Origin of the sequence: Sutcliffiella sp. NC1 (assembly GCF_027594365.1) — a bacterium.
Classification (GTDB): Bacteria; Bacillota; Bacilli; order Bacillales; family Bacillaceae_I; genus Sutcliffiella; species Sutcliffiella cohnii.
This window is the reverse complement of sequence record NZ_CP115153.1, coordinates 2,596,303-2,609,470: the sequence shown is the minus strand read 5'-3', so window position 1 is coordinate 2,609,470 and position 13,168 is coordinate 2,596,303. Positions and strand designations below refer to the sequence as shown.

At 33.0% G+C, this 13,168-nt stretch carries 19 protein-coding genes; 3 read left to right on the top strand and 16 right to left on the bottom strand.

What is annotated here, in order from left to right:
- Positions 1-61 precede the first annotated feature (61 nt).
- Positions 62-721: a DUF4397 domain-containing protein gene (locus O1A01_RS13575; protein ID WP_066419666.1), complete on the top strand. Its 660-nt coding sequence runs from the start codon at positions 62-64 to the stop codon at positions 719-721.
- Positions 722-810: 89 nt separating this feature from the next.
- Here the strand turns inward: O1A01_RS13575 and O1A01_RS13570 are convergent, their stop codons facing one another.
- The 4 genes from O1A01_RS13570 to O1A01_RS13555 all read right to left on the bottom strand — a co-directional run bounded on the left by O1A01_RS13570 (position 811) and on the right by O1A01_RS13555 (position 2,952).
- Positions 811-945 carry a YjcZ family sporulation protein gene (locus tag O1A01_RS13570; protein ID WP_084380629.1) on the bottom strand — a complete coding sequence of 45 codons (135 nt, stop codon included), beginning with the start codon at positions 943-945 and terminating at the stop codon, positions 811-813.
- 46 nt (positions 946-991) lie between these two features.
- A complete protein-coding gene (locus O1A01_RS13565) occupies positions 992-1,087 on the bottom strand; it encodes a YjcZ family sporulation protein (RefSeq protein WP_157076695.1) in 96 nt (31 codons plus the stop codon).
- A gap of 353 nt (positions 1,088-1,440) precedes the next feature.
- Positions 1,441-2,025, bottom strand: a complete 585-nt coding sequence (locus O1A01_RS13560) for a YpmS family protein (RefSeq protein ID WP_066419667.1) — start codon at positions 2,023-2,025, stop codon at positions 1,441-1,443.
- Positions 2,026-2,034: 9 nt separating this feature from the next.
- Entirely contained in the window at positions 2,035-2,952 is a 918-nt protein-coding gene (locus O1A01_RS13555) for an SGNH/GDSL hydrolase family protein (RefSeq protein ID WP_066419668.1), read from the bottom strand.
- A gap of 148 nt (positions 2,953-3,100) precedes the next feature.
- Here O1A01_RS13555 and O1A01_RS13550 point away from each other — a divergent pair, with 148 nt between their 5' ends.
- Positions 3,101-3,235, top strand: a complete 135-nt coding sequence (locus O1A01_RS13550) for a hypothetical protein (protein ID WP_268874286.1) — start codon at positions 3,101-3,103, stop codon at positions 3,233-3,235.
- Positions 3,236-3,287: 52 nt separating this feature from the next.
- Here O1A01_RS13550 and O1A01_RS13545 read toward each other — a convergent pair whose 3' ends face one another.
- Both O1A01_RS13545 and O1A01_RS13540 read right to left on the bottom strand, forming a co-directional pair.
- A complete protein-coding gene (locus O1A01_RS13545; protein ID WP_066419670.1) occupies positions 3,288-3,875 on the bottom strand; it encodes an SCO family protein in 588 nt (195 codons plus the stop codon).
- A gap of 142 nt (positions 3,876-4,017) precedes the next feature.
- Positions 4,018-5,004 carry a nucleoside hydrolase gene (locus O1A01_RS13540; protein WP_066419672.1) on the bottom strand — a complete coding sequence of 329 codons (987 nt, stop codon included), beginning with the start codon at positions 5,002-5,004 and terminating at the stop codon, positions 4,018-4,020.
- 150 nt (positions 5,005-5,154) lie between these two features.
- Between O1A01_RS13540 and O1A01_RS13535 the strand changes: the two genes are divergently transcribed.
- Entirely contained in the window at positions 5,155-5,403 is a 249-nt protein-coding gene (locus O1A01_RS13535) for a hypothetical protein (RefSeq protein ID WP_066419674.1), read from the top strand.
- A gap of 153 nt (positions 5,404-5,556) precedes the next feature.
- Here O1A01_RS13535 and O1A01_RS13530 read toward each other — a convergent pair whose 3' ends face one another.
- The 10 genes from O1A01_RS13530 to O1A01_RS13485 all read right to left on the bottom strand — a co-directional run bounded on the left by O1A01_RS13530 (position 5,557) and on the right by O1A01_RS13485 (position 13,020).
- Entirely contained in the window at positions 5,557-6,399 is an 843-nt protein-coding gene (locus O1A01_RS13530; RefSeq protein ID WP_066419676.1) for a DegV family protein, read from the bottom strand.
- Positions 6,400-6,554: 155 nt separating this feature from the next.
- Positions 6,555-6,806, bottom strand: coding sequence for a DUF2535 family protein (locus tag O1A01_RS13525; RefSeq protein ID WP_066419677.1), 252 nt, complete (start codon positions 6,804-6,806; stop codon positions 6,555-6,557).
- Between the two features lie 91 nt (positions 6,807-6,897).
- Entirely contained in the window at positions 6,898-8,067 is a 1,170-nt protein-coding gene (iadA, locus tag O1A01_RS13520) for a beta-aspartyl-peptidase (protein ID WP_270064342.1), read from the bottom strand.
- Between the two features lie 56 nt (positions 8,068-8,123).
- Positions 8,124-8,837, bottom strand: coding sequence for a lysophospholipid acyltransferase family protein (locus tag O1A01_RS13515; protein WP_066419681.1), 714 nt, complete (start codon positions 8,835-8,837; stop codon positions 8,124-8,126).
- 12 nt (positions 8,838-8,849) lie between these two features.
- A complete protein-coding gene (locus O1A01_RS13510) occupies positions 8,850-9,329 on the bottom strand; it encodes a dihydrofolate reductase (RefSeq protein ID WP_066419683.1) in 480 nt (159 codons plus the stop codon).
- Complete coding sequence (locus O1A01_RS13505; protein ID WP_066419684.1) at positions 9,326-10,120, bottom strand: thymidylate synthase; 795 nt, start codon at positions 10,118-10,120, stop codon at positions 9,326-9,328. Before O1A01_RS13505 ends, O1A01_RS13510 begins: the two co-directional genes overlap by 4 nt.
- Positions 10,121-10,201: 81 nt before the next feature.
- Complete coding sequence (locus tag O1A01_RS13500; RefSeq protein ID WP_066419685.1) at positions 10,202-10,948, bottom strand: anthrax toxin lethal factor-related metalloendopeptidase; 747 nt, start codon at positions 10,946-10,948, stop codon at positions 10,202-10,204.
- A gap of 188 nt (positions 10,949-11,136) precedes the next feature.
- Positions 11,137-11,703 carry a YpjP family protein gene (locus O1A01_RS13495; RefSeq protein WP_066419686.1) on the bottom strand — a complete coding sequence of 189 codons (567 nt, stop codon included), beginning with the start codon at positions 11,701-11,703 and terminating at the stop codon, positions 11,137-11,139.
- Between the two features lie 375 nt (positions 11,704-12,078).
- A complete protein-coding gene (locus O1A01_RS13490; RefSeq protein ID WP_084380633.1) occupies positions 12,079-12,210 on the bottom strand; it encodes a YuzL family protein in 132 nt (43 codons plus the stop codon).
- Between the two features lie 36 nt (positions 12,211-12,246).
- Complete coding sequence (locus tag O1A01_RS13485; RefSeq protein WP_270064341.1) at positions 12,247-13,020, bottom strand: class I SAM-dependent methyltransferase; 774 nt, start codon at positions 13,018-13,020, stop codon at positions 12,247-12,249.
- Between the last annotated feature and the right edge of the window lie 148 nt (positions 13,021-13,168).

Sequence of the window (13,168 nt, the reverse complement as noted above, 5' to 3'; positions counted from 1 at the left end):
GCAAGTTATTTATTTTTTTGCATATCCTTTATCATATAGAAAAATGATAAGGGGTGCTAAGATGCTTAAACGATATCATTATAGTGCATACGAGCGATACCAGCCGCATTATGTACCATTGTATCGTACGAAAAACCATGCTAATAATCTAACTTCCTATGTACGGTTTTTAAATGCTACACCAACTAGTGGTAGTGTAGATGTATATATAAACGACCAACAAGTCCTTCTCGAAAAAATGTTTAAACATAGTAGTCATTACATACCTTTACAGGAAGGAGAACAAAAGATTGATGTATACATTTCGAATACTAACCAATTACTTGCAAGCAGGATGATAAATATTAGAAAGAGCAATTGTTATACTTTATCGTTGGTTGGTCTAGAAGAATTTGAATTACTAAAAAAAGTTGATAGTTTATACACACAACCTGGGGAGTCCCAGTTACGTTTTGTACATTATTCTCCATTATCCCCTAGTATTGATGTAAAAGTTGTTTACGGAGATATTATTTTCCCTAATTTAAGCTACCGAGAGACAACACAATATTTAGCACTAACACCGATGACAGTTGATTTAAAAATAATAAACACAAATACAAAAGAAGTTATAATGGAATTAAATAGGGTTAACCTTAGAGCGAATGCGAGCTATACGGCAATAGTAATACCGCCAATTGAAAACAGTAATAAAGTTGATATACACTTTTTAAGTCCTTAATTTTTATTACATTATTTTTTTATCAGTAAATAAAAATATCAAAAAGGCTTCTACAAAGTAGATGCCTTTTTGATATTTATCTTTCTTAATTAGCACCAAGCAGCACCAACAATAATTAAAAGAATGAATAGAACTACGATTAATACGAACGCGCTACCTGCACCATAACCAGCACCTGCAACAGCTGGTCCGTAACCGTATGTTGGACAGCAACCCCAACCCATAGCTTTCACCTCCTTTAAAGTGATTGTTTATATATAGGAATACTGGTTAGAATCTTAAAATACCAGCACCCACAATTACTAATAAGATAAATAGAACAACAATTAACGCGAATCCTGTACCATATCCTCCAGGAGCACCCATGCTGTACACCTCCCCCTCTTTCCTAGTACTTAATGTATTCATTTAACCTAGAATGGGAAAGGCGAATGCCTATATAGGTAAAAAAAAACTAATTAATTCGTTGTGCATTTCTCAAGAACAAAAGCGTAGGCGCTTCGAACAGGCCTGTAAAAAAAGATTGTTCTGGTAGGAGATAAAGGAAACGCTCTGGCAACTGCGTTGAGTCGATGTTGACTTATCGTACTTCGGATATGGGAAGTTTGATAGGGCTTAGGCACCGGAGCTAGACGTAACAATATACTTCAGGAGTTATCCATAAATTTTTCAGTGTTATAATTTCCTTAGCAAAAAAAATAGACTGCCACAAAGGCAGCCTATTCAACAGGCACAAATAATTGAAAAACAAAATTATCTTGTTCTAAGTTAATATCGACGAATTTAACTTTTGTATCACTCGTTAAATGGAGATCATTTAATGAAACATAAATAGTACTATCCGATGGGTTAATATAAACCCATTCAGGTAAAGGATAGTTATCTGCCACATATTTTAATACCATTGAAACAGGTACTTGTAATCGACCAATTGACATAGAATCTTGAACTAGTAAGACGTCGCCATTTTCTTGTACTTGAGGGTCAAATGTCATCGTGAGCGGTATTTCTCTTTCAAATACTTTCATTTCTCCTCTAAGCTCCACCATATTTGTTAAAACAACTTCGTAATTTAACGGACGTTTCGTTTCTTTTTGTAAATAGTAGCTAATTAATTGATTTAAGTCATCTTTATTAGATTTTATAGTGAAACCAACTCTTTTTCTACTGTCATCATTATAATTAGTCTTAAAACGATTTTCTTTCGGAAGAAATACTAAAAGTAATACAATGGAACTAATAATAATATTTAGTGTTAATAGTGCAATGAAGCCGAATTTCCAAGTTAATATTTTTTGTAACATTTGTTGCCACTACTCCCTCTCTAACTCTTCCTCTCTAATGACCGTATTCTCTAACATTTTAATCACACGTTCGCCTATTAATCTATACCCATTTTCATTAGGATGAAACTGATCATCATAGAGAAGGTCTTCTTCAGGTTGTAAAAAGATATCTTGTACTTGGATAAATTGGATATCATTAAATTGATTTAATACAGAAATGCTCGTATCATTCCAATCGGTAACAACTTGATTAAATTCATCTATCTCCTGAAAAAATTGATAGAACGGATTGAATAAGCCTATTAAATAAATCGTTGCATTTTCGTTTATACTTCTTGTTTTTTCAAGTACTTCCGTTAATCTTGCACCGTATAATTGTTGTTCTTTTTCAAATAAAGGGAAAGTAAGTGATAAGAAATTTTCCCGAATAACTTTCATTAAGTCATTTCCACCAATTGTTATAAATATAACATCTGCATTTTGTAGTGATGATTGTATTTCCTCATTTTCTAACCTTGCTAATAAATGAGTTGTTCGATTCCCCTTCACACCTAGGTTCGTCTCTTTTACATTGTCTATATATAGCTTATCTTCATAATACTCTTTTATATAACTTGTATAACCACCATTATTCGTTCGGTCCCCTATCCCTTCTGTTAATGAATCTCCAAAAAAGACAATGGAATAAGTTCTATCGAAAAATTGAATTGGTACATCTTCTTTTTCAATAATTGCTATTTCTTTTTGTTTATTTTCTTCTAAATTTTCTATTCTGTTTCTTTCGAAGAAACTATCTTTAAATAATTCTTTCTCGGGAATCGTATGTTTCCGTTCATGGGCATTATTATACACGATACTCGTATTTGTTGCGTTATTAAGCTGACAACTTGTAAAGAGGCTAAGGACAAATAAGGGTAACAACCATACGAGAATTCGTCGTAACATTTATATCACCCTTTATCATTAATTTTTTATATTATAGCATTTCCATCGTATGAATGACACTTTCACGATGGTAAAAAAACATAAAAATCGTTCTTTTAATAAACAATATATTATAAATAGAATAAATGTTTTTAAAGGAGACAACTAAATGAAGAAAAAAGATGATGAGATTTTAGCATGTAATCAAGAGGTTTCTAAGGAATTATTTCAGAAGGAATTAGAGGTTATAGTAACAGATGGGATAGAAGCAGCGATGGAACAAGAAGAATTAGAAAGAGAGTGACATAAAATGAATTTTATAGCAAGAATAAAGGATGCTCTATATAGAACATCCTTTATTCGTTAGTAAGTATTTGTATATGATCTAATATTTCTTCGTACGGAACATCGATACCATCATAGCTCTTAACGATGATACCGTTTTGATCAATCAAATAAAAACTAGTCCCATGTATAACTTCAGCGTGTGGATCGTTTTTAGGCTTAACAACCCACGTTTTAAAATTTTTCTGTCCAAACTCTTCAATATATTTTTGAGAGTAACCCGTAATGAAATTCCAATTGTTAAAGTCCGCATCAAATCTTTCTGCAAATTCCTTTAATGTATCCGGGTCATCACGTTCTGGATCTACTGAAAAAGATAAAAATTGAACAGGTAATTGTTGTTCAGCTGCCATTGCTTGTAATTTGGACATGTTTGCTGTCATCGGAGAGCAAACTGTTGTACAATTAGTAAAAATTAAAGTCGCTACTGTAATATTACCTTTCATATCTGACAGTCCGAAAGGCTCATTATCTTGGTTAATGTGCTCAAAATCGGCAAGTTCCCAATTTGTCGCGTTTGGAATTTTGTTAGTGCCACAAGCTGTTAACAATAATAGAAGAGCAACTATTAAAAATGCAATTATTTTATTTTTCTTCAACCTTTTCACCTACTAAATAGTTATGCTACAACAATAGTATCAGAATAGACAATAAAGGTATAGTAAAGAAGTTGTTTTTCAAAATTTCCTCGATTATTGTTAACAGTTTCTTCACATTAGAAAACTTTTTATCTTGTAAAATTTAAAAAGTTGTTTTTTCTTCTATGTTAACATCACTAGTAAGTACTCTTATCACATCGTTAATGAAAGCAGGATAATTATAATTTAACCCTATCCGGTGAACTGGGTAATCTGCTAGTTGTATCATTTGTCTAAAATCTCCAATTGTTTGACCGAAAGATTCACCGATATTAACGACAACTTTCACCGGTCTAGTTTCGTAGTACATTTTATCTTCATTAATAATTGCCCATAAGGTAATTAGGTCGTGCAACGGTGCTCCTTCAATAGTCGGGATATGAGCCTTATAAAATTGATAATAATAATTTAACATCGGCTTTATGATCTTTCCTATTTCGGTTTGTTTTAATTGGTTTTGTTTATCAATAAAATTTATCATCTCGGGTGTAATTATAGCACTTTGTGTAACATTTAAAGGAATTATTGTAATATTACGTCCATAAGTTAACACAATGTTAGCTGAGTATGGATCGCCAAATATGTTAGCTTCGGCAATTGGGGTAACGTTTCCAGGAAAATTAAAGGCACCTCCCATTATATATAACTCTTTTACTTTAGCAACTGTATCTGGATATAAAATATAGGAGGTAGCTAATGAAGTTAATCGACCTGTATTCACAATAATTAAATCTTCATTATATTGTTCTATTAAATCATAAATTACATGAAAATTTTCGAAATCGTTCTCGAAATGGTTGGTTAAATCTGGTGGGATAAAACCACCAAACCCCTCTTCCCCGTGTATTTCTGGATAAAAGACATCTGATGTGCCTAACGCAGACCTTTCCGCTCCAGCAATTATCGGTATTTCATAACTTTGTGAAACCTCTTGTAAATACCGTGCATTTCTAAGTGCTGTTGACTTAGTAACATTTCCATAATCAGCTACTATTCCAACTATATCTATTTCATCTTCAAAAAACGCGTAAATGAGTGCCACGATATCATCTATGCCAAAATCACCAAAAAACAATACTTTTCTTCCCAATTAACATCCCCCCCTTAAACAATATATTATTTTACCTCGTAATCATTCATTTATTAGATTGGTCTTAATAAAAATAGACAAACGTACAAGCAACGACACTTGTACTAGAATACGGTAATAGTGTATTTGAATGAAGGAAGGAGGAAGAGCATGTCACACTATTATGGTATTTGTCAACGTTATCACGGAAAAGTAGTATCCATTTCTTGTAGAGATGGACGTAAACATGTAGGGAGAATAGTAAGAGTATCACCAAGGATGGTTTATATTCAACCTACTGGTGGGGTTCGTGGAGGATATGGCTATGGCTTTTACGGAGGATGGGGTTGGGGTTATCCAATTGGGATACCTCTAGCATTTATAACTGGTGTTGTTTTAGGTGGTTTACTGTTCTGGTAATTTTGAATTGTTTCTATGCCTATTCATTTAAATATTAATAGATGGTCAATTATAGAAGCAGGATATCCAAATATAATAAGTACTACAATCAAGATAAATGAAAAAGAGTAGTCTAACTACTCTTTTTTCATTTATCGTATGTAATTAACATGTTTATTCTGTGTAATACATAAAGCCTATAGCTCCAGCTCCAGTATGTGTCGCGATAATAGGTGTAGTGTGAGCAATTTCTATTTGTGAAAAGCCTGTTGCTTTAATAATTGACTCTTTAATGGCTTCGGCTAATGGCAATGCACTTGCGTGTGCAATTCCTACTCCCTTTATGACCTTTCCGGTTGTATCTTCTACAAATCTTTTTGTTAAAAACTTTACAATTTGTGAATGACTTCTAACTTTTGTTACAGGAGTATATACACCGTCATCGAGAGAAGCAATTGGTTTAATGTTTAACAGTGAACCAATTAACGCTTTTCCGCGACCTATTCTGCCACCTTTTACTAAGTTATCGAGCGTATCAACCGTAATAAACAATTGGGTTTTATTCCGTATTTTTTCTATTTGATTAATTATCTCTTCCTTTGTTTTTCCATCAAGAGCCATTTGAGCAGCTTCTACTACTTGGAATGAAAGAGCAAAAGAAATAAATCTAGAGTCAATTACTGTTACATCAGCTTCGGAAATATTAGCAGCAGTTTCTGCTGACGCAACAGTTCCACTCATTCCGCCAGTCATATGTATAGAAATAATAGAGCTTCCATCTTCACCTAGTCGATTGTAAACATCAACGAATTTACCTACAGAAGGTTGAGAGCTCTTTGGGAGTTCTTCCGAAGTAGCCATTTTCTGCATAAACTCAGGAGGGCTAATATCAATTCGATCTTCATACGATTCTTTATCTATCGTTATCGTTAAAGGAACAACCTCTATTTGTAAGCGACTTAAAATTGATTGTTCAATATCTACTGTAGAATCGGTTACTATTTTCACTTTTGACAAATTCTTCACTTCCCTAAATCAAATTCCGCTAATATAAAATGAATAAATATTTAATATTATATTTTCCATTCAATCTTATATTATTTCTTACCCAAAATAACAAAAAAAGAAACAGGCTTTCTTACCTGTCCCAATAGTAACATATTCAAAGATAATTATACATTACTTTTCATCTCGTCTTTTTGTACAATTTGGCAATATACTGGCCATTTTAGTACAGATTTTAAATATTCACGAAAAGAATAGTAGGCCTTTGGCGTAGTTTCTCTCATTATTTTAGTAAGAAAAATTTGCAGTTTTCCGGCTACCATAAAATGATACGTGCTATCGTCCTCCAATACTGGAATTTCTGTGACTTTTACCTTCTGTCCAACTTCATTTGTGAACTCTAGGCTTTTCCATAGCAAAATATCAATCCTCATTTTTTACCCGTTTGATTCCATTATACGATAAAGAATAAAAAATATAAATCGTTTTCAATTGACATAATGAGTCAAATTATTCGAAAGTCCCCTTCTTAATAATGTGTTTGTCTTTTATCATGACATTCCCTTTTGCTATTACAGACATAATAGTTAAATTTTTGTCTAATAATAGTAAATCTGCATCTTTTCCTTTCTGTATTTCTCCCTTATTGTTCAGCTTTAAGATTTTTGCTGGATTTTTAGTAATGACTGCGAGCGCTTGTTCTAACGGGATATTATAGTCAACTACCGCTTTTTTTACAGCTTCAAAAAGGGAACTTAATTTACCAACTTGAAGCCCAATGAGATCTCCATTTTCGTTAAATTCTGGCAAACTTCCTTGTGCATCAGAAGTAAATGTAATTTGGTCAAGAGATACACCTGCTTTCAACATTTCACTTAATGCAGTAGCACAACTTACTTCTCCATTTGAAAGGAAACGTTGAACGGTACTAGTCGTAAAATCTACATAACCTCCCTTTAAAGCCCAACGTACTCCCTCTTCAAATACTTCTCGATTACGATTAATATGAGTAGGATAAAATTGTGTAATAGGTATATCCGTTTCATCAACAACTTTTTCTAACAAGCTTAGTTTAGATTTTCCTGCTCCGACATGAATATTAACAATACCGCTTTTTCCTGAGAGCATCCCACCGATTCGTGACGCAGATGCAATTTTCGCCATCTCTTCAAATGTAGGCTGTGAAGAACGATGGTCAGCTATTGCGATTTCTCCACTTCCGATAATTTTATCAATTAAAATTAAGTCGTTCTCAATGGTGTCTGTTAATGTTTTCACAGGAACTTGATAAGAACCTGTATAAATATAACTTGTGATACCTTCTTCTTCTAACGCTCGACATTTTGCTAGTAAAGAAGCCATTGTTCGAGTAGTGCCGTCTGTCCCGATTACTCCGACAACAGTTGTTATCCCACTAGTCGTTGCGTCAGTTAAGGTCATTTCTGGAGTTCTAGTGCGATAGCTTCCTTCTCCACCGCCTCCCATTATATGAACATGTGCGTCAATAAAACCAGGAACTAAATATTGGTCAAAACCATTAATAACTTCTATTTGAGCACAGTTCGATTCAACTATTATTTCTTCTTCAACAGCTTCAATTTTTCCTCCAACAATTAATACATCTTTTTTTCCTATGTATGAAGGCGTATATACGTCAGCACCTTTAATAATTTTAATCATAACTTTCCCTCTTTTCAAAAAATTGACTGTAAAAATAAACTCGCCTAGTGACGAGTTTATTTTAATTGTTCTATTACATTTTGTAATTGTACCGCTAATTCTTTTGAATCAATTTTCCCTTCAGGTAAAGTGATCGGTTCTCCAATTACTACTGATACGTTCCCTGGTTGAAAGCCCCATTTACTCTTTTCCATTATAACGTAGGAACCAGAAATTTTGATTGGGACAATTGGTACTTTACTATCAATTGCTAGACGTAAACCACCGGTTTTAAATTCATTCATCTTCGAACCTTTACTTCTTGTACCTTCAGGAAATAGAACAATTGAATTACCGGCTTTCATTTTCTCAACACCGTCTCTTATCGACATTATCGCCTTTCTTCTGTCAGTGCGGTCTAAAAATACACATTCCATCACTTCCATCCAACGGGAGATTAGCGGGATTTTTTTTACTTCAATTTTTGATATAAATCCAAATGGTTTATTTATATACCCTAATAAAATTGGTACATCAAAGTTCCCTTGATGGTTACTAACGAGTAACACTGGTCCAGGTGGAATATTATCTTCGCCAGAAACGGACACTTTTGTACGCGTTAGTTGAACTAAATTTTTAGCCCAATTTTTTGGTAAACGATGTGTAATTTCTCTTTTCTCTTCTTCTGTTAGAGTATGTGGTAATTTTTTTAATTTCTTTAAAGTAGGTAAACTGTAAAGTAAATACCCAAAAAAGAAAATAAACCACCAAACTGTTCTTAATAAGGACATAAATGTTACTCCTTAATGGCTGTTTCTTTTATAAACTTGAAAATAATAATCGTAAGGGTTTTTCTCATTTTTCGGCCCTTTTTCTTCTGATATTAAAGACCAGTTACTTATATCTATAGGAGGAAACAAAGTATCTCCTTCAAACTCTTCATCAATATAAGTAATAAATAAACGATCAGCTATTGGCATAGCTTGTTCAAAAATGGAAGCGCCCCCTATTACAAAACAGTCTTCATTCCACTTTTGTATTTCATCAATGGAATGAATCACTTCACATCCGTCAACGTTATAGTCTTTTTGTTTTGTTACGATAACGTTTCGTCTTCCCGGCAAAGGTTTACCAATTGATTCGAAAGTCTTTCTTCCCATAACGATAGTAGACCCCATCGTTATTCGTTTAAAATAAGCAAGATCTGCAGGTAAGCGCCAAGGTAAATCATTATCCTTACCGATAACTTTATTTCGGTCATACGCTACAATAAATTGAATCATACGCTTACTACCCCTTTAATATGTGGATGTGGATCGTAATCCTCTAGTGTAAAATCTTCAAACTTATAATCAAAAATCGATGTTACTTCTTTATTAATGTTCATTTTTGGAAGCGGTCTTGGTTCTCTTTCCAACTGTAATTTTACTTGGTCAATATGGTTCGTATATATATGAGCATCCCCTAATGTATGAACAAAATCTCCTGGTTCTAGATCGCAAACTTGCGCCACCATTAAAGTAAGTAAAGCATAAGAGGCAATATTGAAAGGAACACCTAAAAATACATCAGCTGAACGTTGATACAATTGACAAGATAACTTACCGTCTGCTACATAAAATTGGAACATTGTGTGACATGGAGGCAATGCCATGGAATCAACATGTTCAACATTCCATGCACTTACTATTAATCTTCTAGAATCTGGGTTTGTTTTAATTTGATGAATAAGATTTGTAATTTGATCGATTGATTCGCCAGTTGAAGTTGGCCAAGAACGCCATTGGTAACCATAAACTGGACCTAAATCACCATTTTCATCTGCCCATTCATTCCAAATTCTAACACCATTATCTTTTAAGTAAGCTATATTTGTATCCCCTTTTAAAAACCAAAGCAATTCATGAATAATAGATCGTAAATGAAGCTTTTTAGTAGTGACTAGAGGAAAACCTTCTTGTAAATTAAACCTCATTTGGTATCCAAATGTAGAAATTGTCCCCGTTCCTGTCCGGTCTTCTTTTTTTGTTCCATTTTGTAAAATATGTTCACATAAATCTAGATATTGTTTCATTTCATTCACCTTTCATCACATTACTTAATTCATTATTATATTCTATCAAAAAAAAGCATCTCGCAGTAGACGAAATGCTAATTAATAATAAATAGATAAATTCATAGAGTTTTTAATATTAGTAGAATCTTCGAAAAATTTATGTGTTAAAGGGGCTAAATTAAGTAAATGTTCGTTTGTTTGTTCATTTAAATAGTACATCGCAAATGTTTCTGCAAAATACTCCTCTATGAAATGTAAAAAATAAGTTTGATTAGGAAATAAGATGGGCGCCTCTTTTTTCCATATTTTAATAAAATCTTCGTTATATCTAACGTTACCATAAACGAAACGATCAATAGAATGAGCTAATTCGTGTAATTCCAAATTAATTGAACCGTGACCTTGACCTATATTACTATGGCCAATTTTTGCAAGTACTAATTTGGAACCGCCTATACCAGGTACATCATCCCACGTGGGTCCTTGTGAACTGTAGCCACGGGGCTTCGTTCCTTTTAAATGTTCGAACCCTTTCACCTCTGTTAAAGATCCTTCAAATAGGTAAAGCTGAACATGCTGTTGGACGAGAGAAAATAATATTGTTTCTGGAATAACAGAAATGGTAGTTATCATTTTAGCTGTTTCTTCATAGGAAAACTCTGATGGTGGAAGTAATATAATTTTATTTAATAACTCTCTATTTGGAACATCTTCTAAAAGGAGGTTTAATTGACTAGATGGATAATCTTTTAATGAAATAGCATCAACACTCGCGAATGCTTTCCAAAGAGCTGGTAGTAAAAGTATCGAAGTTAAAAATAAAATAGTACTAGTTCGTTTCCACATGATGATCAGCCCTATCTGTATAAATTAATGGGTTGTTGTTTTTTAAATTATCAGAATAATATACATTATATCACAAAACTATTAAATTGTACTCATTTTTGTAACATAATTTTAATATTTTAATATAGTTACTGATAAAAAACATAAAAAAAACAGTTTGCTTTTAATACAAACTGTTTCTCACATTATTAGCTCATCCATTTAGGAGGAGTGTTTTTTGACCAAAAGATACTACCTAAAGTATGGTGCATTTGGAAATCGTCGTGATGTGTATGATAATGAAAATTAAAATAATATCCATCTAAAGGAGGGTGATCCTTTCTTACATGGAAACGAATAATATCTTTCCCTGTTAGGCTATGATAAATATGAAAGATTTTTTCGCTATGGCCACCTGAAGGGCTTTCAGAAATTACTAGGTTTTGTAATTCTTCTTCGGGATACTGTTCAGTTAATTGAGATAATACGTATTCAATTTTAGGTAAAATAACATCATTAAATTCATCTTTAATAACTGGTCCAATTTTACTTCCGAACTTCTCGTATGATTGATTTAATGCTTGATTAGTAACTTGTTGTAAAAAAGCTTCTTTCGTATGTAACTCATGTTTTATTTCAATACGGTCATTAGTATAACTATTTAAAGATTGTTCATTATTATTATCATCAGCTAATAAATAAGCTGGTGGAGCCACCATTCCAAATGTTAAGGTCGTTATTAGGATGACTAGTGATTTTTTTAGCCATTTGGGCATAATAATCTTCCTCTCTATAAAACTATTAAATTTTTCTATCATGTATAAATGTTTTGTTTTGTTGTATAATATGATTATACCATAAATATTCAGACATTTTTACATATAAAAACAAGAAAAGGAACTTTCTTAAATTCTTCATATTTTATGTTCATCCTTTTCCTTTTTTTTGATAAAATGAAATGAATAATACATACTGGAGGTTCACACTATGTTTGAAACAGTTTTAGTTGTTGCATGTTTTATTACACTTGGATACTTTATCTTTTTAGGAGTAACAGACTAAAAAAAGCTCGCATGTATAATGCGAGCTTTTTTAATGCTTACTAGATATTTAAGTTTATAATTGATTCCTGCAATTGCATCCATTTCAAGTTAATGTTTCTTCGGTTTATTGCGACTTGATGATTTCTCAACTGATCCTGTTTCTTCCATTGTTGTTCCTTGTCCTTCGACTTGAGAGCTAGATAGACCTGTTTTAGCTGGATTTTTCTTTCGTTTAGCCACTGTAAATCACCTCCACCTTTTTAACATGTCCACTCTTTATTTTTCCAAAACACCGAAGTGAAATTTAGCTGTTTTTCTAACTTGCACTTGAAAATTAAACTTTTTAAAGTAATCACTTTTCCAATGATCTTTTAATACGACTCTTTTTTTTGCAACTCTACAGGCTTCCTTTATAGTAAGTTCGGTTAGACCTTCATAAATTGCGGCACTTTTTAGCGGAAGGATCCCTTGTGATTCTTCTATCGTTTCTGTAAACATTGGATCAAAATAGACAACATCGTAACTATTACTGTCCAAAGTTTGTAAATACTCTTTATGATCTGTTGTTACGACTTGAACTCTTTCCATCGCTTTTACTAAAGCTTCATTCTTACTTGGCCACGTTTTTAATCCTTCTTGAACAATAAATGCTACGGTTCGGTTTCCTTCTAACCCTGTTACTTTTCCATTTTTCCCAACGATATAACTGGCGATAATGCTATCAGAAGCGAGTCCGAGAGTGCAATCTAGGAAAGACATGCCATTTTGCAATTTTGTTACTTCTAAAAATGGCTCTGTCTCACCTTTTATTAGTCTTTTTAAACGAAATGCTGCTGAGTTTGGATGGAAGAAGATTGGTTCTTTTTTACCTAACTTAAATAGTTCAAGTCTTTCTTTCCCAACCACTATTATATCTTCGTTATATTTGTTATGAAGTGCTTCGATAGACAATTTATTTCGATTGATGTATTTAAAGTTGTGATGGAGAGCCAATTGTTTCGCTTTTTGAATATAAGTTTCATCTGTTCGTCCAGCTGTTGTTATGTACATATGAAAACTCCTTTTTAAAAGGACTAACTTGAAAATAGAGAGTGTTTTGAGTTAGTCCGTTGCACTTCGCTGCAGACACTTGCTTTCCGCGGGGAGATGTCTAGCTCCAGCGCATTGGCCCTATCAAACTTCCCAGTCCGTCCGTACG